We start from the raw sequence: 23,393 nt of genomic DNA, 5'->3' as shown, positions 1-23,393 counted from the left end.
TTTTTTATGATATTAGGAGGCGGAATATATGAGTTTATCAACTTTTAAACGTGATTCAGTAAAGAACAAAATGAAAAATGAGGAATATGATTTAGTTGTTGTCGGTGGGGGTATCACTGGCGCAGGTATCGCATTAGATGCAAGTGCAAGAGGTATGAAAGTCGCTTTAGTTGAAATGCAAGACTTTGCACAAGGTACAAGCTCTCGTTCTACTAAATTGGTTCATGGTGGTTTACGTTACTTGAAACAATTCCAAGTCGGCGTTGTTGCTGAAACTGGTAAAGAACGTGCAATCGTTTACGAAAATGGTCCACATGTCACTACACCTGAGTGGATGTTATTACCAATGCATAAAGGTGGTACATTTGGTAAGTTTTCAACTTCAATCGGTTTAGGTATGTATGATCGCCTTGCTGGTGTTAAAAAATCAGAACGAAAAAAAATGTTAACTGTACAAGAAACTACTGACAAAGAACCATTAGTTAAACAAGACGGCCTTAAAGGTGGCGGTTACTACGTTGAATACCGTACAGATGACGCCCGTTTAACAATCGAAGTGATGAAAAAGGCAGCTGAGCAAGGTGCAGATATTTTAAACTATGCGAAAGTAAACAACTTCTTATATGATAACAATGAAAAAGTAAATGGTGTAACAGTGATCGATCGCTTAGCGAATGATACTTTTAAAATTAAAGGTAAAAAAGTCGTTAATGCAACAGGTCCATGGGTAGATGAAGTACGTAGCGCAGACTACTCTAAAAACAACAAACAATTGCGTTTAACAAAAGGTGTGCACGTTGTTATCGATCAATCAAAATTCCCATTACGTCAAGCCGTTTATTTTGATACAGAAAAAGACGGTCGTATGATTTTTGCTATTCCTCGTGAAGGCAAAGCTTATGTTGGTACAACTGATACATTCTATGATAATGAAAAATCAACACCACTTGTTAACCAAGAAGATAGAGATTATTTAATTGATGCCATTAATTATATGTTCCCGACTGTTCAAATTAAAGATGAAGATATCGAGTCTACATGGGCAGGTATTCGTCCGTTAATTTTAGAAGAAGGTAAAGACCCTTCTGAAATTTCACGAAAAGACGAAGTTTGGGAAGGTAAATCAGGATTATTAACAATCGCTGGTGGTAAATTAACAGGTTACCGTCATATGGCATTAGAAATTGTAAACTTAGTTGAAAAACGATTAAAACAAGAATATAAATTGAAATTCAATAAAGTTGATACAAAATACATTCCAATTTCTGGTGGGGATGTTGGTGGTAGTGCAAACTTCCATAAATTCGTTGAAGAAAAAGTACAAGCTGCGAAAGCATTCAATTTAGATGAAAAATTAGCACGTCACTTAGCTTCAAAATATGGTTCTAACGTTGATGATTTATTTGCGATTGCGCAAGCTGCACAACATCAAACAACAGGTTTACCATTAGAATTATATGTAGAACTTGTATATAGCGTTCAAAATGAATTAGTTGTAAAACCAACAGACTTCCTTGTACGTCGTACGGGTGCATTATACTTTGATATTAATCGTGTATTAGAATATAAAGATATTGTTGTCGATGTGTTAGCTGACTTATTAGGTTACGATGCAAATACTAAAGCAACTTACCATGCTGAATTAGATAAAGCGATCCAAGAAGCAAGACATGGTCAACACCAACCTGCTGAAAAATAAGACATTAGTAAGCAATTTATGAGATATGAAGTAACACAAGTTGTTTTTAGCTTGTGTTACTTTTTATTTTTATCATCAAATAAATCAGTGATTTCCACTTTATCCGCGTATTTCACCTTATCCAAACAAGCACCTATTTTATACATTTTGTAGACGATGATTTTGAAGAAGTTAAAATTTTCACTTGATAGTTTCTTGGTGACAAGTGAAAGGTATCCTCAATTTATAGTATGCAGTTTAATTTTAATTCGTGTGTGTTTATTCCGATGTTGTGGTAAAGTTGAATTAAGTGAAGAGATGCGGAAAGGTGGATAACAATGGTTAAATCAGAAGCTATGAAAATAGCAGTTACAGACGGCACAATATTAGAAGTAAAAGTAGATCGAACGGATTGTGAGGCCGTTGGTGTTGTGCATATTTTCCACGGAATGGCAGAACATTTAGAAAGGTACAATGCGCTTGTTGAAAAATTAAACCAGCAAGGCTATCATGTGATTCGACATAACCATAGAGGTCATGGTATTGATATTGATAGTGAAAGAGGCCATTATGATTCAATGATACAAGTGGTTAAAGATGCACATGAAGTACAAACGACATTGAAAGCACAATTTGATGATACGTTACCTTTGATTGTACTTGGTCATTCAATGGGTTCAATTATTGCACGTCAGTATGTGCAAATCTACCCTAATGACTGTCAAGGACTCATATTAAGTGGTACAGGCTTGTTTCCATCATTTTATAGATTCACTATTGTACCATTATTAAAATGTATTACATTAATTTGTGGTAAAAAACGCCGTATGAAGTGGCTCAACAATGTGATGACGAATAGCTTTAATAAAACATTTAAGCCACTGCGTACTGAAAGCGATTGGATTAGTTCAAATGAAAGTGAAGTGGATGCTTATATCGCAGATCCATATTCAGGCTTTCTCGTATCTAATCAATTGATTTATAGTGTTGTTAATACAATGATGCAAACAGCACGTATTAAAAACATTGAAAAGATGAATCCACAATTACCAATTTTGTTAGTTTCAGGAAAAGATGATCCATTTGGTGATTTTGGAAATGCGATCAGAAACTTAGGTAAGTTATTAAAAAAAGGTGGTATTGAACACATCACTGTTCAATTATATAAAAACAAACGACATGAAGTGCTGTTTGAAATTGATAAAGAGACAGTTTGGAAGCATATGTTAGAATGGATGAGTCGACAGATTATTAAAAAAAGAAAAGTAGGTGAACTCAGTGATAGGTAAGAAACCTTTCATTGTAGTAATCGTAGGTCCAACTGCGAGTGGTAAAACTGAATTAGGTGTGGAACTTGCGAAAGAAATTGATGGGGAAGTCATTAGTGGTGACTCAATGCAAGTTTATCGTGGTATGGACATTGGTACCGCAAAAGTGACAGAGTCTGAAATGCAAGGCATCCCGCATCACTTAATTAATATTTTAAATCCAGACCAAACATATTCTGCATATGATTTTCAGCAACAGGCACGTACACTCATAACGGATATTACAAATCGAGGGAAAACACCTATCATTGTTGGGGGCACAGGTCTTTATATTCAATCTGTAATATATGATTATCAATTTGACAAAGAAGAAGTATCTTCAGAGGTTGCAGAAAAAGTTCAGAAAAAAATGGCAGAACTCCAATCATATTCAAATGAAGCGATCCATGAATACTTAGGAACATTTGACCCTCAATCATACGCTGATATCCATCCGAACAATCGTCAAAGAGTAGAACGTGCAATCTCTTACTATTTAACTACAAAAAAAGTTTTAAGTAATCGAAAGAAAAGTACCCAATTGACTGAAAATTATGATACATTATTAATAGGGATAGAAATGTCGCGCGATACATTATATGCAAGAATAAATAAACGCGTAGACATAATGTTGTCTCATGGTTTATTGGATGAAGTGCAAGAACTTATTGAATTAGGTTATGAATCGTGTCAAAGTATGCAAGCTATCGGCTACAAAGAAATCATACCGGTAGTTCATAATGAAATAGAACTTAACGAAGCCGTGGATCAACTTAAACAGCATTCACGTAATTACGCAAAAAGGCAAATGACTTGGTTTAAAAACAAACTTAATGTTCATTGGTTAGATAGAGAGAAGATGTCACTTACTTCAATGTTATCTGAGCTCAAAACCCTAATAAATAAAAGGAGAAATGAACATGATTGAGAAACGCAACATTCAAGATGAGTACCTAGAAACTTTTAAAAACGAGGGTAAGGAACTCACAGTATTTTTAACGAATGGTTTCCAATTACGTGGTACAATTGTTGATTTTGACCAATATGTAATTGATATACTCTCTCAAGGACGTCACCATTTAATTTACAAACATGCGATTAGTACTTTCTTAGAAGGCACAAACTAATTTATTAATCCACAATGGCGGAGTGGGGATGCATGTTAAATGTGCAATCTGAAAGGTTGACCATATGATGACCATCTTTTCAATACGCAATCATATTGAATAGATTGGTGTATTTAGCATACATCTCTACTATCATCCTTGATTGATCTGTTCATTTATAGGGTGTACTTCAATTTTAAATCATTAAATATAAAAACATCACCGCTTTCACTAGTAATATGAAAGGGTGATGTTTAATTTATAAAACATTTTCAATTTCTTTTGTAATACTTTCTGGTGTCTTTTGTGGTGAAAAGCGCTTAACCACATTTCCTTCGCGATCAACTAAGAACTTCGTGAAATTCCACTTAATTTTATCTCCAAATACACCTTTTTGTTGTGATTTGAGATAGTTGAAAAGTGGATGGGCATTTTCGCCGTTAACTTCAATTTTTTCATGCATTGGAAAAGTAACGCCATAGTTTAGTTGGCAGTTTGTCGCTGCTTCTTCCCCGCTACCCGGTTCTTGTTTTCCAAATTGATTACATGGGAAACCAAGAATCGTAAATCCTTTTTCATGATAAGTATCATACAACTTTTGTAAACCTTCAAATTGTGGTGTTAGACCACACTCACTTGCAGTATTTACAATCAATAAAACATCGCCTTTATACTCAGATAAAGGGTAATTTGTTCCATCGATTTTTGTGACTTCTATATCATATAAATGCATTGTCCTCACCTCTAATAAAAATATAACATAATTATTCAACATAGTCTTAATTGAAACACTATGTTAGAATACGTGATGATATGTTTAAAGAAAATGGTGATGTAATGCAAAAAAATGAACTCCATTCTACCAAAAAAGTTAAAGAAAAAGCACTTTTAATTGGTGTAGATGTTTACCAATCAGATTATGATTTTGACAGTACGATGAGAGAATTACATGCACTGGCGTATACATGTGATCTTGAGGTGAAAGGTGAAGTCACACAAAATAAAAATCAAGTGGATCATAAATATTATGTTGGTAAAGGAATATTAGATGAGATACAAGCTTTTGTCGAATCCCAAGAAATAGATGTCCTTGTGGCTAATGACGAATTAACGACAGCACAATCTAAACATTTAAATGAATATTTAGGCATTAAGATTATTGACCGTACACAATTGATTCTTGAAATTTTCGCTTTGAGAGCGAAAAGTAAAGAAGGTAAATTACAAGTAGAATATGCACAACTTAATTATCTTTTGCCTCGCTTAATGGGACATGGAAAAAGTTTATCTCGCTTAGGTGGCGGTATAGGTACACGGGGACCGGGTGAGACAAAACTAGAAACTGATCGTCGTCATATACGTACACGTATGAATGAAATTAAACGTAAATTAAAAGAAGTCGAAGCACATCGTGCACGTTATCGTCATCAAAGAGAAGAGAACCAATCTTTCCAAGTTGCACTCATTGGTTATACGAACGCAGGGAAATCTTCGTGGTTTAACACGTTGACCCATGCAGAAACTTATGAGCGCGATTTACTATTTGCAACGCTAGATCCGAAATCACGACGTCTTAAAATTAATGATGGCTTCGAGTTGGTCATTTCAGACACAGTTGGTTTTATTCAAAAATTACCCACAACGTTAATTGAAGCTTTTAAATCCACACTAGAAGAAGCAAGCGGTGCAGATTTGTTAATCCATGTGGTGGATGCGAGCCATAAAGAATATAAAATTCAATATGATACTGTCAATGAAATTATTAAAGAGTTAGATATGGCTGAAATTCCGCAAGTGGTTATTTTTAACAAAAAGGACTTGCATGAAGGCATAGAGCCAATTGTGGAACAGCCCTCTGTTTTTGTATCCGCTAAAAATCACGATGATATTCAAGTGGTGAAAGACATATTAATAGAAGCAATTCAGAATCAACTTCATTTTTATGAAAGACGCATAGAGAGTCATGAAGCTGATACGTTATATTACTTAAAACAACACACATTAGTTACGAAATTAGAATTTGACGAAACAACAAACGAGTATCTTATAGAAGGTTATAAAAAATAATAGAAAGAAGCAGAAAAATGAAGCAATTAGAACTATTGATTAATGAAGTAGAAACAATAATAACCCCATATTTTAAAGAAATCGAAGCACGTGCACTTGAAAATCAAGCACGTGTCCTTGATGCATTTCATCATGTAAAAATCACTGAATCAGATTTATTAGGGTCTACGGGATACGGCTATGATGATTTTGGTCGTGATCATTTAGAAGCGGTTTATGCGCATACTTTCAAGGCTGAAGATGCACTCGTGCGCCCACAGTTAATTTCAGGGACCCATGCGATTACTGTTGCTTTACAAAGTATGTTAAAGCCTGGAGACAGTTTAATGTATATAACAGGCAAACCGTATGACACATTGCTCGAAGTCATCGGTGAAAACGGAAATGGCATTGAGAGTTTAAAAGAATATGGTATCCATTACCAAGAGGTTGATTTAAAAGAAGATCAAATTGATGTTGATCGTGTTTTACAAGCAATTAACGAAACAACAAAAGTGATTGCGATTCAACGTTCTAAAGGATATAGTCAAAGACCCTCTATAAGCGTTGATGAAATAGGTCGTGCGATTCAAAGTATAAAAAAAGAACACCCTCATATTATCGTTTTTGTCGATAATTGTTACGGGGAATTTGTAGAAACCAAAGAGCCTATCGAAGTGGGTGCAGATTTAATCGCAGGCTCTTTAATTAAAAATCCAGGAGGAGGCCTCGCGAAAATTGGCGGCTATATTGCTGGACGACGAGACTTAGTAGAACGCTGTGGTTATAGATTAACTGCCCCTGGAATTGGGAAGGAAGCGGGTGCTTCATTATATGCATTACAAGAAATGTATCAAGGCTTTTTTATGAGTCCCCATGTTGTCAGTCAAAGTCTTAAAGGTGCGCTATTTACAAGTTTGTTATTAGAGCGTCTCAATATGCGTACGACGCCTCGATATGATGTGCAGCGTACGGATTTAATTCAGACTGTGTCATTTGATACACCTGAACAGATGATCCAATTTTGTCAAAGTATTCAACATGCTTCACCTATTAATGCCCATTTTAGTCCGGAACCTAGTTATATGCCGGGGTATGAAGACGACGTGATAATGGCTGCTGGCACTTTTGTACAAGGCTCATCTATTGAATTGTCAGCAGATGGACCAATTCGTCCACCATACGAAGCTTATGTTCAAGGTGGCCTCACATACGAACACGTCAAAATCGCAGTCATTCGTGCTGTTAAAACATTAATGCAAAAAGGATTAATTGCCATTTAAAATACAAAGTTTTACAATTTAAGTGAAATATGAAAATTTAACTGATTGTCTGACTTTTCTGATTACCTGATATGACAAGGCTTTGCGCTTTCATGTCAGGTTTTCTTACATATTTTTGAAATGCCTGAAATGATGTGCTATTGTTAATACAAGTTCAAAGTTAAGGAGATGCTGGATATGGACAACGATAGAATTCGACGTAACATGCCTGTATTTCCGATGAGTGTTGTCAGCCGTCTAACCGAATTAACTGCACGACAAATTCGTTATTATGAAACACATGAACTTGTAAAACCTTCACGAACTGAAGGCAATAAGCGTTTGTTTTCATTGAATGATTTGGAAACTTTACTTTCAATTAAGCATCTTTTAGAAAAAGGCTTTAATATGAAAGGAATTAAACAAATCATGTTGTCAGAAAGTACATACGCGCTAAACGAAGAGGAAGAACGGTTAAGAAAGCAAATGCTAGTGGATACGACACAAAAGCCACAGCGCGAGTCGATACCACTTAACCGTGGAGACTTATCACGATTTTTTAAATAATTAAAATTGGAGGACAATTATCCATGCCGAAACAAAATTTCACTAAAGATGACATCCGACGCTTTGCAGAAGAAGAAAACGTACGTTACTTACGTTTACAATTTACTGATATTTTAGGGACCATTAAAAATGTTGAAGTACCCGTGAGTCAATTAGAGAAAGTTTTAGATAATGAAATGATGTTTGACGGATCTTCAATCGAGGGGTTTGTTCGAATTGAAGAGTCAGATATGTATTTATATCCTGATTTAAACACTTGGGTGATTTTTCCATGGACAGCAGGACAAGGAAAAGTTGCACGTTTAATCTGTGATGTTTATACAACTGATCATCAACCATTTGCAGGGGATCCTCGTAATAATTTAAAACGTGTATTAAAAGAAATGGAAGAACTTGGATTTACAGATTTCAACCTAGGGCCTGAACCAGAATTTTTCTTATTCAAGTTAGATGAAAAAGGTGAGCCAACAATGGAATTAAATGACCATGGGGGTTACTTTGACTTAGCACCAACAGACCTTGGTGAAAACTGTCGTCGTGATATCGTACTTGAATTAGAAGACATGGGCTTTGATATTGAAGCTTCGCACCATGAAGTTGCACCAGGACAACATGAAATTGACTTTAAATATGCAGATGCAGTAACAGCTTGTGATAATATCCAAACATTTAAATTAGTTGTTAAAACAATTGCACGTAAACATAATTTACATGCAACATTTATGCCAAAACCATTATTTGGTGTGAACGGAAGCGGTATGCACTTTAACGTTTCATTATTTAAAGGAAAAGAAAATGCTTTTTATGATGAAAGCAGAGATATGCAATTAACTGAAGACGCTTGTCATTTTATTGCAGGTGTTTTGAAAAACGCACGCGGATTTACTGCAGTGTGTAACCCATTAGTTAACTCTTACAAACGTTTAGTACCAGGTTACGAAGCGCCGAGTTACATTGCATGGAGTGGTAAAAACCGTTCACCGTTAATCCGTGTCCCAAGCTCTCGTGGATTATCTACACGTATTGAAATTCGATCAGTAGATCCATCCGCAAACCCATATATGGCATTAGCAACAATTTTACAAGCTGGCTTAGACGGTATTAAAAACAAATTAACAGTTCCAGAGCCTGTAAATCAAAACATTTATGAAATGAATCGTGAAGAGCGCGAAGCTGTCGGTATCGAAGACTTACCTTCAACATTATACACTGCATTAAAAGCAATGCGTGAAAATCCAATTGTAAAAGACGCATTAGGAGATCACATTTATAATCAATTTATTAACTCTAAATCTATTGAATGGGATTACTATCGCACGCAAGTGTCTGAATGGGAAGTCGAGCAATATATGAAGCAGTATTAATAGAAGGAACCCTTGAAGCTATTGGCTTTGAGGGTTTTTGTTTTTGGGATTTGAAGTTGCCCAATAGGCTGAAAATTGATGCGTTGGGCAGAAAATGGGCAACTCCACACTAAGATATCTTCCTGTCATTAATAAATTTTTCAAAGTTCTCTTCTGCCTTATGATTCATTTCTAACAAAAATGTGGCATGTGTATGTGTTAATTTATAAGTATTCAACAATTTACGGTGTGCTACGATGTAAGTAATAGAGATTAAACTGTGCGACAAAATATGAATTATTATAGATATACTCATAATATCGGATGGGATACAACAGCTTCGGCGCACGTCTTAAAAGCATGCTATGTGATTTATGATACGCCAATCGATAATAATTGGTACTACGATGATACAAATGATATTGCATTTTCATCTGGCTTTGTTCTGGCTCTTGCTGAAGAGAAATTAGATTATTTTCAAGTGAAAGTTAAATATTTGAGTAATTAAGATTTGATTGTAGAGTTTGAGAAAAAGGTCATAATTTAAAAAATATATTCACAAAAGAAGAAATAAAAAGTATAAAGTTAAAGATCAATTAAGGTAGGGTAAAACTAAATAAACTGTAACAGAAGTAGATAAAATAACATTGTACTTTTCTTCTTCAGATACTAAAAAGATAGTTGCATTAGGTTCTGGTGCTATTAAATAAAATTGCTGAATTGACTGGTGTTATACTTGGAGCAAGTGTAGGGAATTTCTTTGGTTCTATAGCAGCATCAAATGTTGACACTAGTAAAAGCATATATATAATTTAAGTCTAAATAGAATTCTGAACGAGTATATGTTTTAACGCCGGTAAAATGAGGCTATCAGTATGGATGATTATATGGATAGGTTTAAATATTCTTTAAAAATTGGTATTTTAGCGTTCCTTCTATTCTGTACTTTGTTCCTATGCCTAGTGGTATTATCAAGATTGTTATTTATTCTTTTATTTTTGCTGTTTTGCTTATGATTTTAGTTCGTATATTTTTACCTTTAAAAATTACAAAACTGAAAAAGAACAGACTTTAAAGGTCTATCCTTTTTTAAATGATTGAAACAAGTTTTTTCTTATCTTGATAAAGTTAAAACAAAGTTAAATTTTATTACACGATATTTCGATTATTTATATTAGTCAAAGATGGTTATTTTGATTGAAATTCAATATTTTATACATTATGATTTGAGCATAACGACTACGCTCTCACTCCCTTTTAAGTAGTCCATTTCCGGTATCGGGGTATTTTTGAGTAAAAACTTCATCTAAGACAAAGTTCATAAGTCGTAATCATACTCGAATTGGTATGGTATTTTTTATGTAAAAATTTACGGGAAAAGATTGATTACATCCCCTTAGGATAGCATAATAATATATGTAAGTTAATTAACAACTTACAAGTTTTGTGTAGGGAGGTGAAAGCCTTATGCAAGAGATAATAAAAATGCTCCTAGAGCATCCAGTATTTGCGGTACTGGCTATTCCAGGAACATTAAAACAACTTAGAATGTGGCATCTCGGTTACCTAGACCGAAAGCCAAACAACAAAGATTAAATTATCTGGAGCCTTTTGGCTCCTCCTTACACTTGAAGTATATAATAAATTTTGGAGGTTTTCAAATATGACAGGTCAAATGTATTTATCATTATTTATATTAAGCCTACCATTATTGTTGTTTATCGGAAGAAAAATACATTTTTATAATCTAGATAGAAAAAATGCGAGAAAAAATGAATAAGTTTAAAGATGCGATCCAAATACTATTAGATATGACATTTCAGAATATAGAATTTTTAAAGATACGGGTATATCACAAGGCCTTATTTCTGATTTAAGAAGAGGTGTTAGAGAGTTAGGAGGCATCTCATTAGTCGCTGAGGAAAACTTTACGCTTATCAAAAACAACTTGAAAAAAATTAATGAATTACCCTACGTGTAAAATTAGGTGGGGTTAAAGATTAATAATTATCAAGTATGGGACCAAAAATTAATTACGGTAGCTATGGATCCCATTAGGTTGAGTTTATAGATTTTTAATATATTAAAAAAGCTGATATCATGGTAATTTTTACCTAATAATTTGAAGAACTCAAAGGATAGAATAATTGCTCGCTAGTATATAAATGGGAAAGTCGAGCAATATATGAAGCAGTATTAATAGAGTGGTGCTGGCATAGAATCATTCTTCAACGTATAAAAAGTAAAAAATAATAGGGTAGATAAGCTACCCTATTATTTTTGGTCATGATCCATAAGTAATTTAATGACTTGATTGTTTTGAGCAATTTGGGTTGAAATTTGCATTTACTTTTTCATATAGAAATTTTAAGCAATTTGTTTTTTTTGTGTTAGAAGTTAGTTAACTCAAAGCGTGGTAAAAATTATCAAAATTTGTTCTCTTTTGAAAACTTCTAATATTATGTTACATGAATTAGGATTACTTTGTATTTTAAATATTCCTTCCTTTTTTATATTAATTTCCACAACGCTGATGCCAAATAATAGATACTGACTCGTAAATTACTCTTATTTGATATCTGATTTTTTTATATTCCATTTGCCTTTTACATGATTTAAATCAGGCATAGCATTAAGTTCTAAGGTATAAATTTCCGAATCAGGTACATCATAATAAATATATCCATTAGCTGTATTATCTTTCTTCAGTTGATGAGAAAAATCAGCATTAGTATCATCTGTACCATACCACTCTTTAAAATTTTCTCCATTGACTTTAATTGAAAAGTCACTGCTATCAACTAATACTTGCTCATCGTTCTCATTTTTAAAACTCAAGTTTACTTTTAAAGCAACACCGTTGTCAGGTTCTGAAGCATATTCGCTTGAAGTATCTGCGTATTCTACACTTTCCAAAGTATAAGTTACTCCATCTCCTTTAATAGAATCACCAACTTTGTATGTTTTCTTTGCAATGTCTTTTCTTTGCTGTTGTTCTTTTTGTGTCCCATTTAATATATCTATCCCAATTGGAAGGGGTGAGATAAAAAAGATGTTTATTCTTAATAACATAGACTGTATAGCTGTTGGACTTCTGCCTTCTTTTTTATTCATTACGAATGTATTGAATATTAAATATACAACAGAAAATAAAAATGTAAGAACAAAAAAGAAATTATAAAAAGTGACACGATACTGCCTACACTAGGTGATATTTTTGCTATTTTATCAGCTAAAGAATAGATAGATGCCAAAATAGTTAAAGTGACACCGAAAGTAAATATTAATCCAAAGTAGAAGTTGCGCCTTTCTACGAACAGTAATTTTAGTAATATCAATAAAGTATCCTCATTCGTAACAGCTTCATATATACCTTTGCCATTAATCGTGATATTCCAATTATTTTAATAACTCTTTTTTTTAATTCAAACGTAATAACGTTACTCAATTGTTAAAGTAGAACGCAATAAATTTCGACGCTCTGAATTTTAGCGTGATCATGATTAAGATTTTTCAATATAGTGTGCCCTCAAAGCGGGTTAAGTTAGGTATTCATTTTTAGCATTGTCACTATTTATATTCTAACAAAACATTTGTAAGTATTAAAAAATATCATAAATAATAAATTTATAAAACTTAACTTGTTGTCTGGCATTAAAACGAATGAGGCGTTTTTACTTATGCAATAATGCCAATATACTCTTTTTCAGAATACGTTTTGAAGGTGAGTAAACAGTAAAGGTGATTAATACGTCTTTCTATCTATAAGGTGGCAGTAGACATTAAAATGAATTAAAAAATTATTAATATCATATTGTCAGTATAATGTAAACGCTTTATAATAATGAACAGGTCTACAAAAATTATTGTATAAAACCATTGTATCATTATTATTGGCAGCGATTAATCATTGTTTTTAATTTAATTTTTATAAGTGTGGATAATGTCGAATTACGATTGATAGGGTGTATTATCGAATCTAATACGCAATTTATTAATTGCTATGATTTTGTACAATAATAATGCAAGTGATACCAAAGTTTTGTAGATTTAATTTTCAAATTTAGTAAAGGGGATAATTATGACGAATATTTTCGCACATAGAGGATTGTCGAGTAAAGCACCTGAAAATACTTTTGCAGCATTTGATTTAGCTCGTAAAATTGAAGGGGTGAAATGGCTTGAACTCGATGTCGCTATCACTAAGGATGAAGTTTTAATTATATTTCATGATGATGACTTAGATCGAACAACGAATACATATGGAGAAGTGAGTGAAACGCGTTATGAAGCAATTCAGAATGCATCAGCTGGGGCTTGGTTTCATCCAGAGTTTGCAAATGAACGTATTTTAACATTTGAGCAGCTTATAGCATTTGCAAATCATTATAAAATAAATCTTAATATCGAGCTTAAAGGGGTTACAGGTCCAAACGGGACCTATTTAAGTGAACGCATGTTGCAATTAATGAAGACACAAATTGAGAAATTAGATGACGCGCTAGAAGTATTAATTTCTAGTTTTAACTTTAGTTTGCTCAAATTAGCAGAACAATATATACCACAATATAAGCGTGCGGTTTTATTTGAAAAATGTGCGTTTTATAATGATTGGCGTACAGTAGTAGATTATTGTGGCTCGTCTATTGTCCATTTAGAAGATATTAACTTAACACGAGAACTCGTTTCAGAAATTAAAAATTCTGGTTATACATTGAATGTATGGACAGTAAATGATAAAGATCGTGCAAATACACTGATCAATTGGGGTGTAGACGGCATATTTACAGATTATGCTGATGATCTTATTCATTTACAGCAACAATAGATTTTACAACAAAGTGGAAGGGGTACGTCATATGAAACGTATTATGGACAAATTGAACTTTAAAGATAGACAGACGCTTATTGGATTTTTAACTGTTGTGACAGCAGGGCAGTTGATTTACTCAAGTTTCGAAGCATTCAAAGGGACATTTTATAATTTATTACTCGATGTCTTACAAGTAAGTAATGCAGAGCTAGGAGCGATATTTGGGCTCATTGGTATTTCTATATTCTTTTACATTCCTGCGGGTTGGATTAATAACCGTTTTTCGGTGAAATCTATTTTAATTGTTGGATTGGTAATTCGCTTTATAACCATTTCAGTGATCATTTTCTTCAGCCCTACTTTTCAAATGTTAAAAGTAATTGCGATTATTTGGGGTATTGTGGACTCATTTTTTTGGCCAGCTGTACTTAACGGTGTTATGTTATTCACGAACCAAAGTAATCGAGGTATGGGTTTTGGATTATTAGAATCGATTCGACGTGCTGAAGAAATGATTATGAATTTAATTATTGTTGGAATCATGTCTTTAATCAGTGGGATTGTTGTATTTAAAGGAGGCATGCTCGCATATAATTTATTGATTATTCCTTTAATTCTATTAATTATCAAATACGTGCCAAAAAATGGAATTGCTGCAATTGATGAAGAAAAAACAGAAGAGATGCATCTTAATAAATCAGCTGAAGCACTTAAAGGTTTATTCTATGTACTGTTACAGCCTAAAGTATGGTTGGCATCAATGAGTGCGATGTCGATTTATTGGGGTTATATCATTTTAATTTATAGCGTGCCGTATTTACAAAAAACTTATGAACTTTCAACAACACAAACTGCACTTTTCGGAATCTTTAATACAGGACTTATGGGCGTCATTATGGGTGTTTCTGCTGGTTTAATATCAGACTATGTATTTAAGTCATCTTCGAAAATGATTTTCTCAGCGCTTATTTTATCATCATTCGTTTTACTAGGTGTTGTATTTATCGAAGGAAATCTCTTTATCAGCATGGCACTTTTAATTGTATTTTCAGTGTCAACGTTTTTAGCTAAAAGTGTAATATTAGCGCCTATTGCTGAGTTTGATATTCCTAAAAAATATGCTGGATCAGCAATGAGTGTAGGTTCGTTCGCAGCATATGCGCCTATTTTCTGGGTTTATACGATGAATGGTAAGCTCCTTGATGCGCATCAAGATAATGTTGTTACAGCATATCGTATGATATTTGAAATTGGCATTATCGTCTCATTTTTAGGCAGTTTATGTACTTTACTGTTACTCTTTTTAAACCGCAAATCTCCTGCATAGATTTTAATGATGACAGAAGAGAAGTGGCGAGAATTTAAAATAATAGATTGAAAATAAAAGCAGTTGTGTTAGATATTAAATCTTTCACAACTGCTTTTAATGTATAAATAAATAAACTAAAGCTAGTTATTTTTTGACGTGATAATAATTTTATATAACTTTTTGATAAGCTAAAAATTAGGATACTAAGTTAGCGTTCACAAGCAAAATTATCGTTATCCCTGTCTAATTTTGGTTGGTATGCAGGATGTCCTTGAGGAACGCCGTTTGGATAAACCGCACGTAACTGTGTACAATTGGCAAATGATTGAGTGCTTTGAGCTGGTTCTGTTTGTGATTGTTGAGGTGCAGGTTGTGCTGTGTTGTCATTTTTAGCAGGTGCTGGTGTTGTAGCAGGTTGCTCATGACTTTCTTCCTCAAAAGCAGAAGTCAAACTCCATATGCCTAACTTTTCTTCTCTTGCTTTTTCTTGAGAAGCTTCTAACTCAGATAAATATCTTGTATTCGGCGGATAGACATAAGCGACTCTCGCTAAGCCTTCTTTAACTAAAATATCGTTTAACATTTTTCCATCAACATAAATATATGCCAGATATCTTTGGTACTTATCTTGTTTTTGACCTACATCAAATTCTACTTCAATCTTTTTGGCATTTCTAAGTAGTTCAGCTGTCCGATCAGAAGCTTCTTGACCAAATGGCTGTTTGCCTAAACGAGGGTGCTTCGTTTCAGGTGTATCAATAAGTAGGAATCTAAATGTTTCAGTTTTATTATTGTAAACGAATTTCGCGGTATCACCATCTACCGCTGCACTTAACTTAACAGGTATGCGGTCTGTAGTTCCTGGCTCGTATGATTCCTTATCTTCTTTTTCTTTTTTTGCTTCATTTTTTTCATCTTTGTGTTTAGAAGTTTGTTTTTTGTGTTCTTCCTTATTCGCATGCTCTTGAGTTGTTTCTTGCTTTGTTGAATGGGAATCTTGTGGTTGTTTATTATTTTGAAAATTAATCATAAATATGATTAAGACTACGACTGTAATGATAATTTTAATCCACTTACCCCAAGACTGATATTTCCACATTAAAAAAAGACCTACTGGAAAAACAAAAATAAGCATTAAAATTGTAAACCATTGCGTTTGATACCACTGACGTTGTTTCATCTGGTTGACTCCTTCTACTATAATCTTATTCTAGTATCTAAATTTTGAATTCATGCTGGGTTAAACCTTCTTATGATGTGTCATTAAAAAGGAGTAAACATCACTTTAATTCATCTATCAACCGGTTAATCTAAGGTTAGAAAACTATTCAAAAGATGATAAATGTAAGACGATGTCATACAGTTACAAATCAAATTTTATAAATATGAACTGAAATCATCACGAATTATTATTTTTAGATATTAATGAACAGCACAATTATAGCATTAAAATCGATAGTGATAAATATAATTAAAGATTTAAATATAAATATGTCGAAAACATTTATGTGATTTAAAAGATTTTGCTCAAATAAGGAATAAATGAGTGGAATTTTAAGCTGTTTTAGTATAAAGATATGCACATATATGCGTAAAATTTGTATAAAGCTTTAATATAAAAATAAGCCTAAATTAAGATTTTGATTCAATAGCTTACGAAGAATGACACGATATCAAGTGTATAAAAGCAGTTTAAGCCATTATGTAGTTATAAAACAATTATGTGTTATAAAATGAAATTTTAAAATAAAGTTAATTTAAAGTTATAATAAATTGAAGTAAGCCATTAATTTGTATAAAGGGGATGACAATATGAAGAAAAAATCAAATACATTAACAATCATTAACATCGAAGTGAATATAATATCGACAGGACTTATTTTACGTTCACACCTGAAAAGAAAATCGTAAACATAAAAAGGGAAATACGATTAATCTTAATTCGATTTCATCGTATTTCCTTTAATGAATAAGATGAGCAAAAAGAAGCAGATACCAAGCTCTTGTATGTGATATCATCACTTTATCCTGTTTGCTTTGCTTTTACCGCCAGAAAAAAGTGAATAAAGCGATGATTGTCGTTAAAATCGTACCAATCACTGTTAAAGTAACAGCGATTCGGTTAATAATTTTGTCTCGATCTTTTATTCTTTCACCTCTAAGAATTTCTTTCTCTATTTGAAAAATGAGTTTCATCTTATCTTCTAAGTGCATCGGTAACGCATGTAAGTGTCTTTCTAAATCATCAAATCTATGATTAATTCTTTTTTCTAATTGTTCTAATTCATTTTTGTTTAACTCTCCCATTTTTTCTCTCCTAGTTGAAATAATTCTTAATGATACAAAGCTCAAAACTGAATTGCTGTTACGAACGAAGTGTCAAAAGGTAAGTTGAGAATGAGAAACTATCAAAAAATAAAGCACAACTTTAGTTTATTTTAGAAATAAAAATATGAGGTAAACAAGTTTCAGAGTGTAAAATTATCCACTTGTTTATAAGTCGTAATATACCAAAAAATACATTTATTATCAAATCTTTATTAAATCTCAAAAACAGTATTTATTTTCTTGATTTGATATATCATCACTTAGCATTTTAATCACAGCAATTAGTTGTAATAGATTTCTTTACATAGATAGCTTTATTTTGGCCGTATTTCTTTTATTAATGACGTAGAGCATTAAACAGATTTATAAATGTACATAAATAAAATTATATTATAAAAATTTTTAAAATTAATATATCTTATTTTTTAATCGATATCCAATCAGATATTCTTCTGTTTATTGGTTGTACAATAGTTCCATTTAAATTACCTTGAGAAATAATTCCAATGAGTTGATCATTTTCTTTTAAAAATACACCTGATCCTGACTGGCCTCCTGTCGATTGTAGAGTCGTCATCATAGATTGATTATTGTATGTACTAGTTATTACACCTTCAGTTTTATATTGTTTACGTCCTCCTTTATCAATAGGGTAACCTATGGAATAAACTTTTTTACCTTCTAAATCACTAAGGTTAAAACCTTTTACATCAATATCGACATTTCTCATATAATGTGTGTAGGCTGTTGAAGGATTTTCTCCTTTTATTAAGGCGATATCTGCACCGTCGTATGGATTAAATGTTGAAATGGTCATGTTTCCGGCGTTCGTAGACAAGCCTGATGAACCTGGATAGATAGTACCTAGTGATTTATTTTGCTCAAAACCACCATCTTTACAATGTGCAGCTGTTAATCCTACTTTTGGTGAAATCATAATAGCTGTACAATGATGTGTATCTGCCCCTTCATATTTAGCAGTTTCAAGACTTTTACTTGTATTAAATATATCAGTCACTAACTCTCTTTTATCTTCAGATGCGTATGACTCATCAGTGCTCAAGCCTTGTAAACATAAAGCTGAAAACAGTATAAGCGTGTATGGTTTTAATTTCATAATTACCTCCTATTTTTTTTAGAAATCTTTGTATATAATTTTACCATTAAATATAAAAATGATAAGATGTATTTAAGATATTTTAGAGTTTGATTAAATTTTGTGTTAAATTCATTATATCGTCACTAAAAATCTATTGGATTAAATAAACAAAATAGAGAAACTCACATTGAACGTAAAGGTTCGAATTTGGAATTTCTCTATGACAACAAAGGCTACTGATTCAATTGGATTTTGCTATAACTGTTGTAAAAATTGTAACAACATATACATAGAAAAGATTAGTAAAACAATACCCGTAATAAAAAATAGGCGGTTATATTTTTCTAAATGCTTATTTTTTTTAATATCAATCATAAATTGAAAGTCAATTTGGTTATTAAGTGATATGGAAATAAATAAAATTAATAACGCATTGGAGGTCAAAAAACTAAGCATAAACAAGACTATGGGCATGGGTCAATGACACCTCTATTATTCGATAAAGAAACACTTTTTCAACAAGTATTTCTAGACCATTATTTCATTAATAAAAGAATTTTATATTACAATTGTAATATAGAATGATTTGTGACAGATAATGATTTGCTATCAAGGGTTTATAAATTAAAAACGTATTTCCAAAATTATTGTACGATTTCAAAAAAATCCACTGCACAGACTGGCTGTGAGTGGAGAATCTGTTAAAGATTGAGTTGTATCATTTGTGCGTTTAAAAGTGTAGTCTTTTCTTATGATTTATACATATGTGTGTTCAGTTATAGTTTAAGTGAACTTTTTATGGATTATCATTGTATTTACTGACGATGTTTTTGGTCAGCGTCATGATTTTGATCTTTAGGCATTAAAATTTGTGTGATAAAACCACCTAGCATGCCGAGGAAGACACCGATGAATGCACCAGCAAATAGTGGAAGGTTGAATTTATGTTGTAAAAAGAAGCCGATTAAAATGGCTACAATGATAATCACTAAAGATAGATAATTATTTTTAAATGTTTTCATATTTTTTTCACTCCTAATGTCAACATTATAGCATTTGTAGATAAAAAGTCACAATTAGGGCAAGAAAACTTATGGAGAATTATATATAAATATAATAATATAAAAGTATTAATTTATAAATAATAAGGAGGAAATAATGAAGAAATTTACATCTGGTTTATTAATTGTTGTAGTAGCAATCTTTGTCTTAACATTACAATATGTAAATGGACAAGGACCGTTTAAAACGACGGAAGGCAGTACAAAAGGTGACTCTTACATAGTTACACGTGTCATCGACGGCGATACCATTATAGTCAATAAAGATGGAAAAGAAGAACGTGTGCGTATGATTGGTGTTGATACCCCTGAAACGGTTAAACCTAATACGCCAGTTCAACCTTATGGTAAAGAAGCATCTGATTTTACGAAGAAGCATCTTACAGGTAAACGTGTCACTTTAGAATATGATCGCGCGCCGAAAGACAGATATGGACGTACACTTGCTTATGTTTGGGTAGGCGATAAAATGTTTAATGTCAGACTTGCAAAAGAAGGATTAGCACGAGCAAAATTCTATTCACCAAACTATAAATATCGTCCTCAAATCGAACAAGCACAAAAAGAAGCACAAAAGAAAAAGCTCAACATTTGGAGTGAAGCGTAATTGGATAAATTGCTCATGTGAGGCCGATTTTTAAATCACAAGACGAGCGGAATATTTTAATTTTTCATGTGCAAATTGACAAATAAGCTGAGTTATCTACAGATTGAGTTTATACTGTGATAACTTCAGCTTTTTGTTTTATAAACACTTACACATTGAACGGTTATTGATAAAAAATGAAATATCTGACTTAAAAAGTCAGAAAAATCAGAAAGTTTTATTGACAAAATCGACACCCACATTATAATTAAAATAACTCAATTGTAATGGAGGGATGTATATGGTAGCTATAATAGGAATTACCGCCAATATTTTACGTGATAAAGACGGTATGTTTCCTGGGTACGAACGTTGCTATATCAACCAAGATTATGTTTATTCTGTTACTAAGCATGCAGGTGTGCCAGTTGTACTTCCTATACATTCAGATAAAAATGCAATCGTAAAACAGGTCGAACAATTAGATGGTCTGATTTTAAGTGGTGGTTATGATGTCAGTCCTCATTTGTATGGAGAAGATCCGAGAAACTTAATAGGAGAAACGTTATTAAAGCGCGATTTATTTGAATATACGGTATTAGAACAAGCGAAAAAACGTGGCATTCCTATTTTAGGTATTTGTAGAGGGGCTCAACTGATCAATGTATACCATGGTGGTACATTGTACCAAGATGTTTCTTATCGTGAACGCGAAACTTTAAGACATTGGCAAGGTGTGAATCCGACTGAAAAAACACATCGTATCCAAATATTAGAGCAATGTCATTTAGCTCGGGTGTTTGAAGAACGAGAGATTTTTGTGAATTCATTTCACCATCAATTAATTAAAGATATTGCACCGGACTTCAAAGGTACTGCTCGTTCAAGTGACGGTGTGATTGAATGTATCGAAGCTCAGAACTACCCTTATTTAGTGGGGGTGCAGTGGCATCCTGAAATGTTATGGCGAGAAAAAGCAATGGATAAGTTATTTATAGATTTTATTAAAAATGCGAAAGAAAGTGGTTAAAAATGAAGAAATTAGGATTTTGGTCAATCGTCTTATTAGCAATTAACTCAATTATCGGATCAGGGATCTTCTTATCTCCAGGTGCAGTCATATCCATTGCCGGGTCATACACGCCTTATGTCTATATATTAGCAGCTATATTTGCTTCTATATTGGCAGTAACATTTGCCGCTGCTTCAAAATATGTAAATAAAAGTGGTGCGGCGTATGCTTATGCAACTGCGGCTTTTGGCGACAATATTGGTTTCTATGTAGGTATTACACGCTTCATAGCGGCATGTATCGCATGGGGAGTTATGTCTACAGCAGTTGTGAAAACAGTCATCACAATATTCGGGGGTGACAATACAAACACCACACTAATTACAATTGGCTTTTTAATATTAATGGTAACACTACTATTAATTAATATTACAGGGAATAAACTCTTTGAGATTATTAATAATTTATCAACGATTGGTAAATTACTCGCACTCGTTACAACAATTGTAGCTGGTATTGTTGTAATTGTAACAACCGGTGAAGTTCGTTTTTCGGAAGTTACGCATATCGTCGACACTTCTAAAATCGATACCACAACTTTTGTTTTGGCGATTGTTGCTGCATTTTATGCTTTTACGGGCTTCGAAAGTGTAGCGAGTGGATCTGAAGATATGAAAAATCCAGAGAAAAATTTACCACGCGCTATCCCATTAGCTATTCTTTCGATTGCTACTGTTTATTTAGGGATTATTTTAGTTACAATGGCATTGAACCCACAAGCGTTAATTGAAACAAAGCAAGTTGTTTCCTTAGTAGCTGTTTTTCACTCACCAATCATCCAAAATATCATCTTATATGGTGCACTTATATCCATGTTTGGAATTAACGTAGCTGCTTCATTTTCTACACCAAGAATCATTGAAGCCATTGCGAATCAACAACAAATTTCCTCATGGTTTAAAAAACGTACAAAATATGATTTTCCGTTTAATGCCTTTATCGTTACTTTTTTAATTGCTATTATTATTCCTATGGCGTTTCAATATAATATGACAAGTATTATTGTGTTAAGTTCAATCTCACGTTTTATTCAATTTTTAGTCGTTCCAATAGGGGTGATTGTATTTTATTACAATAAAAATAAAGGGACAGTATTAGAAAACGTTAAGAAAAATGTCTTTACAGATGTGATACTTCCTACCATTTCATTTTTATTTACAATCATATTATTAGTTAAATTCAATTGGAAAGGGCAGTTTTCAATCGTTGAAGGCCAGCATACCACTTTGAACTATTTCGCAATTACAGCTATGTTCATTGGTTATATTGTGTTACCAGCTATTTTATTTATACTTAACAAAATGAGATATCAACAAAGTGACATAAAAGAATGAAAATTCTATTGAAACGATTTAATTAAAACTGATAATCAATTATAAAACTTGTTCTCTCCAAACGTTAGGGAGCAAGTTTTTAATAAGGAAGAAGGGCTGTCATAGTCTAACCCAAAAGCATGATACTTACATTTGTTTTTTGAATAAATTTTTATCTAATTAAGCTGCTTTAAATAGGTAATTAGTTAAGATCCAATAGAAATTTTTAAGAGTGCACATATCCAAAGTAAAATCACTGATAGATAATAAATTAAATAAAGCATTTTGATAAGCTGATAAATTTTATTTGTTTATTTATTTTGTTTCATCTAGCCGTATCATCAAAAGATATGAAGATCAACTTATTCTATATGATTTTTTAGTAATAAAAAGACTTGCATAAATTTCTGAAATCGTGTAATATAAAATCACAATATATATTGTATTTATACCTAAAATTACAGAATCTACTAAAACAAGACAAAATGTCGTGTTTATCCCAC

The 23,393-nt window shown here is 32.6% G+C and carries 21 protein-coding genes and 2 pseudogenes; 17 read left to right on the top strand and 6 right to left on the bottom strand.

The window, feature by feature from the left end:
- The first annotated feature begins 28 nt into the window (after positions 1-28).
- From KM149_RS07600 to hfq, 4 genes are all read left to right on the top strand, one after another.
- Positions 29-1,699 (top strand): glycerol-3-phosphate dehydrogenase/oxidase, encoded by a 1,671-nt coding sequence (locus KM149_RS07600; protein WP_165544946.1) that lies wholly within the window; start codon positions 29-31, stop codon positions 1,697-1,699.
- A 317-nt stretch (positions 1,700-2,016) separates the two neighbouring features.
- On the top strand, positions 2,017-2,967 hold the full coding sequence (locus KM149_RS07595; RefSeq protein WP_214970437.1) for an alpha/beta hydrolase: 951 nt from the start codon (positions 2,017-2,019) through the stop codon (positions 2,965-2,967).
- A complete protein-coding gene (miaA, locus tag KM149_RS07590; RefSeq protein WP_214970439.1) occupies positions 2,957-3,913 on the top strand; it encodes a tRNA (adenosine(37)-N6)-dimethylallyltransferase MiaA in 957 nt (318 codons plus the stop codon). The genes KM149_RS07595 and miaA overlap by 11 nt, the downstream gene beginning before the upstream one ends.
- Positions 3,906-4,112, top strand: a complete 207-nt coding sequence (gene hfq, locus KM149_RS07585; protein WP_016424961.1) for an RNA chaperone Hfq — start codon at positions 3,906-3,908, stop codon at positions 4,110-4,112. Before miaA ends, hfq begins: the two co-directional genes overlap by 8 nt.
- A 238-nt stretch (positions 4,113-4,350) precedes the next feature.
- On the opposite strand, the gene KM149_RS07580 is transcribed toward hfq, so the two are convergent.
- Positions 4,351-4,824, bottom strand: coding sequence for a glutathione peroxidase (locus KM149_RS07580; protein WP_050331124.1), 474 nt, complete (start codon positions 4,822-4,824; stop codon positions 4,351-4,353).
- A 104-nt stretch (positions 4,825-4,928) separates the two neighbouring features.
- Here KM149_RS07580 and hflX point away from each other — a divergent pair, with 104 nt between their 5' ends.
- The 8 genes and pseudogenes from hflX (at position 4,929) to KM149_RS07545 (ending at position 11,089) form a co-directional block, all read left to right on the top strand.
- On the top strand, positions 4,929-6,158 hold the full coding sequence (hflX, locus tag KM149_RS07575) for a GTPase HflX (protein WP_214970443.1): 1,230 nt from the start codon (positions 4,929-4,931) through the stop codon (positions 6,156-6,158).
- Positions 6,159-6,175: 17 nt separating this feature from the next.
- Entirely contained in the window at positions 6,176-7,420 is a 1,245-nt protein-coding gene (locus tag KM149_RS07570; protein WP_214970447.1) for a methionine gamma-lyase family protein, read from the top strand.
- Between the two features lie 177 nt (positions 7,421-7,597).
- On the top strand, positions 7,598-7,966 hold the full coding sequence (locus tag KM149_RS07565) for a MerR family transcriptional regulator (RefSeq protein WP_050331120.1): 369 nt from the start codon (positions 7,598-7,600) through the stop codon (positions 7,964-7,966).
- A gap of 23 nt (positions 7,967-7,989) precedes the next feature.
- Positions 7,990-9,330 carry a type I glutamate--ammonia ligase gene (glnA, locus tag KM149_RS07560; RefSeq protein ID WP_016424966.1) on the top strand — a complete coding sequence of 447 codons (1,341 nt, stop codon included), beginning with the start codon at positions 7,990-7,992 and terminating at the stop codon, positions 9,328-9,330.
- Positions 9,331-9,601: 271 nt separating this feature from the next.
- Positions 9,602-9,817 carry a hypothetical protein gene (locus KM149_RS07555; RefSeq protein WP_142380868.1) on the top strand — a complete coding sequence of 72 codons (216 nt, stop codon included), beginning with the start codon at positions 9,602-9,604 and terminating at the stop codon, positions 9,815-9,817.
- Between the two features lie 379 nt (positions 9,818-10,196).
- A pseudogene (locus KM149_RS12020) lies at positions 10,197-10,384 on the top strand (hypothetical protein).
- Between the two features lie 369 nt (positions 10,385-10,753).
- A pseudogene (locus tag KM149_RS07550) lies at positions 10,754-10,905 on the top strand (hypothetical protein).
- Between the two features lie 67 nt (positions 10,906-10,972).
- Complete coding sequence (locus KM149_RS07545; RefSeq protein ID WP_103356762.1) at positions 10,973-11,089, top strand: hypothetical protein; 117 nt, start codon at positions 10,973-10,975, stop codon at positions 11,087-11,089.
- A gap of 788 nt (positions 11,090-11,877) precedes the next feature.
- On the opposite strand, the gene KM149_RS07535 is transcribed toward KM149_RS07545, so the two are convergent.
- Positions 11,878-12,423: a DUF4352 domain-containing protein gene (locus KM149_RS07535; RefSeq protein ID WP_214970449.1), complete on the bottom strand. Its 546-nt coding sequence runs from the start codon at positions 12,421-12,423 to the stop codon at positions 11,878-11,880.
- A gap of 967 nt (positions 12,424-13,390) precedes the next feature.
- On the opposite strand from KM149_RS07535, the gene KM149_RS07530 reads away from it, so the two are divergent.
- A complete protein-coding gene (locus KM149_RS07530) occupies positions 13,391-14,137 on the top strand; it encodes a glycerophosphodiester phosphodiesterase family protein (protein ID WP_214970452.1) in 747 nt (248 codons plus the stop codon).
- Positions 14,138-14,168: 31 nt separating this feature from the next.
- Positions 14,169-15,449, top strand: coding sequence for an MFS transporter (locus tag KM149_RS07525; RefSeq protein ID WP_060829984.1), 1,281 nt, complete (start codon positions 14,169-14,171; stop codon positions 15,447-15,449).
- A gap of 190 nt (positions 15,450-15,639) precedes the next feature.
- Here KM149_RS07525 and KM149_RS07520 read toward each other — a convergent pair whose 3' ends face one another.
- The 4 genes from KM149_RS07520 to KM149_RS07505 all read right to left on the bottom strand — a co-directional run bounded on the left by KM149_RS07520 (position 15,640) and on the right by KM149_RS07505 (position 19,880).
- The gene (locus KM149_RS07520) at positions 15,640-16,611 is read right to left on the bottom strand and encodes a thermonuclease family protein (RefSeq protein ID WP_214970470.1); all 972 of its coding nucleotides are present in this window, start codon (positions 16,609-16,611) and stop codon (positions 15,640-15,642) included.
- Positions 16,612-17,474: 863 nt separating this feature from the next.
- A complete protein-coding gene (locus KM149_RS07515; RefSeq protein WP_060829982.1) occupies positions 17,475-17,738 on the bottom strand; it encodes a hypothetical protein in 264 nt (87 codons plus the stop codon).
- A 439-nt stretch (positions 17,739-18,177) separates the two neighbouring features.
- Positions 18,178-18,876 (bottom strand): trypsin-like serine peptidase, encoded by a 699-nt coding sequence (locus KM149_RS07510; protein ID WP_165544953.1) that lies wholly within the window; start codon positions 18,874-18,876, stop codon positions 18,178-18,180.
- A 797-nt stretch (positions 18,877-19,673) separates the two neighbouring features.
- Entirely contained in the window at positions 19,674-19,880 is a 207-nt protein-coding gene (locus tag KM149_RS07505) for a hypothetical protein (protein WP_103356722.1), read from the bottom strand.
- 136 nt (positions 19,881-20,016) lie between these two features.
- On the opposite strand from KM149_RS07505, the gene nucI reads away from it, so the two are divergent.
- The 3 genes from nucI to KM149_RS07490 all read left to right on the top strand — a co-directional run bounded on the left by nucI (position 20,017) and on the right by KM149_RS07490 (position 22,911).
- Positions 20,017-20,526, top strand: a complete 510-nt coding sequence (nucI, locus tag KM149_RS07500; protein ID WP_016424977.1) for a thermonuclease NucI — start codon at positions 20,017-20,019, stop codon at positions 20,524-20,526.
- A gap of 280 nt (positions 20,527-20,806) precedes the next feature.
- Entirely contained in the window at positions 20,807-21,535 is a 729-nt protein-coding gene (locus KM149_RS07495) for a gamma-glutamyl-gamma-aminobutyrate hydrolase family protein (RefSeq protein ID WP_241415273.1), read from the top strand.
- Between the two features lie 2 nt (positions 21,536-21,537).
- Positions 21,538-22,911, top strand: coding sequence for an APC family permease (locus KM149_RS07490; protein WP_241415272.1), 1,374 nt, complete (start codon positions 21,538-21,540; stop codon positions 22,909-22,911).
- The last annotated feature ends 482 nt before the right edge of the window (positions 22,912-23,393 follow it).

The organism is Staphylococcus coagulans, from assembly GCF_022557135.1.
GTDB classification, from domain to species: Bacteria; Bacillota; Bacilli; order Staphylococcales; family Staphylococcaceae; genus Staphylococcus; species Staphylococcus coagulans.
The sequence above is the reverse complement of the archived record's forward strand: the minus strand, read 5'-3'. Positions and strand labels throughout refer to the sequence as shown.

Excerpts from the sequence above, each read along its gene's own strand:
- KM149_RS07510 (WP_165544953.1), bottom strand. The coding sequence starts at position 18,876 with ATGAAATTAAAACCATACACGCTTATACTGTTTTCAGCTTTATGTTTA.
- hflX (WP_214970443.1), top strand. The coding sequence starts at position 4,929 with ATGCAAAAAAATGAACTCCATTCTACCAAAAAAGTTAAAGAAAAAGCA.
- nucI (WP_016424977.1), top strand. The coding sequence starts at position 20,017 with ATGAAGAAATTTACATCTGGTTTATTAATTGTTGTAGTAGCAATCTTT.
- KM149_RS07545 (WP_103356762.1), top strand. The coding sequence starts at position 10,973 with ATGACAGGTCAAATGTATTTATCATTATTTATATTAAGCCTACCATTA.
- KM149_RS07535 (WP_214970449.1), bottom strand. The coding sequence starts at position 12,423 with ATGAATAAAAAAGAAGGCAGAAGTCCAACAGCTATACAGTCTATGTTA.
- hfq (WP_016424961.1), top strand. The coding sequence starts at position 3,906 with ATGATTGAGAAACGCAACATTCAAGATGAGTACCTAGAAACTTTTAAA.
- KM149_RS07580 (WP_050331124.1), bottom strand. The coding sequence starts at position 4,824 with ATGCATTTATATGATATAGAAGTCACAAAAATCGATGGAACAAATTAC.
- KM149_RS07570 (WP_214970447.1), top strand. The coding sequence starts at position 6,176 with ATGAAGCAATTAGAACTATTGATTAATGAAGTAGAAACAATAATAACC.
- glnA (WP_016424966.1), top strand. The coding sequence starts at position 7,990 with ATGCCGAAACAAAATTTCACTAAAGATGACATCCGACGCTTTGCAGAA.
- KM149_RS07515 (WP_060829982.1), bottom strand. The coding sequence starts at position 17,738 with ATGGGAGAGTTAAACAAAAATGAATTAGAACAATTAGAAAAAAGAATT.
- KM149_RS07495 (WP_241415273.1), top strand. The coding sequence starts at position 20,807 with ATGGTAGCTATAATAGGAATTACCGCCAATATTTTACGTGATAAAGAC.
- KM149_RS07555 (WP_142380868.1), top strand. The coding sequence starts at position 9,602 with ATGAATTATTATAGATATACTCATAATATCGGATGGGATACAACAGCT.
- KM149_RS07600 (WP_165544946.1), top strand. The coding sequence starts at position 29 with ATGAGTTTATCAACTTTTAAACGTGATTCAGTAAAGAACAAAATGAAA.
- KM149_RS07530 (WP_214970452.1), top strand. The coding sequence starts at position 13,391 with ATGACGAATATTTTCGCACATAGAGGATTGTCGAGTAAAGCACCTGAA.
- KM149_RS07595 (WP_214970437.1), top strand. The coding sequence starts at position 2,017 with ATGGTTAAATCAGAAGCTATGAAAATAGCAGTTACAGACGGCACAATA.
- KM149_RS07490 (WP_241415272.1), top strand. The coding sequence starts at position 21,538 with ATGAAGAAATTAGGATTTTGGTCAATCGTCTTATTAGCAATTAACTCA.
- KM149_RS07505 (WP_103356722.1), bottom strand. The coding sequence starts at position 19,880 with ATGAAAACATTTAAAAATAATTATCTATCTTTAGTGATTATCATTGTA.
- KM149_RS07565 (WP_050331120.1), top strand. The coding sequence starts at position 7,598 with ATGGACAACGATAGAATTCGACGTAACATGCCTGTATTTCCGATGAGT.
- KM149_RS07525 (WP_060829984.1), top strand. The coding sequence starts at position 14,169 with ATGAAACGTATTATGGACAAATTGAACTTTAAAGATAGACAGACGCTT.
- KM149_RS07520 (WP_214970470.1), bottom strand. The coding sequence starts at position 16,611 with ATGAAACAACGTCAGTGGTATCAAACGCAATGGTTTACAATTTTAATG.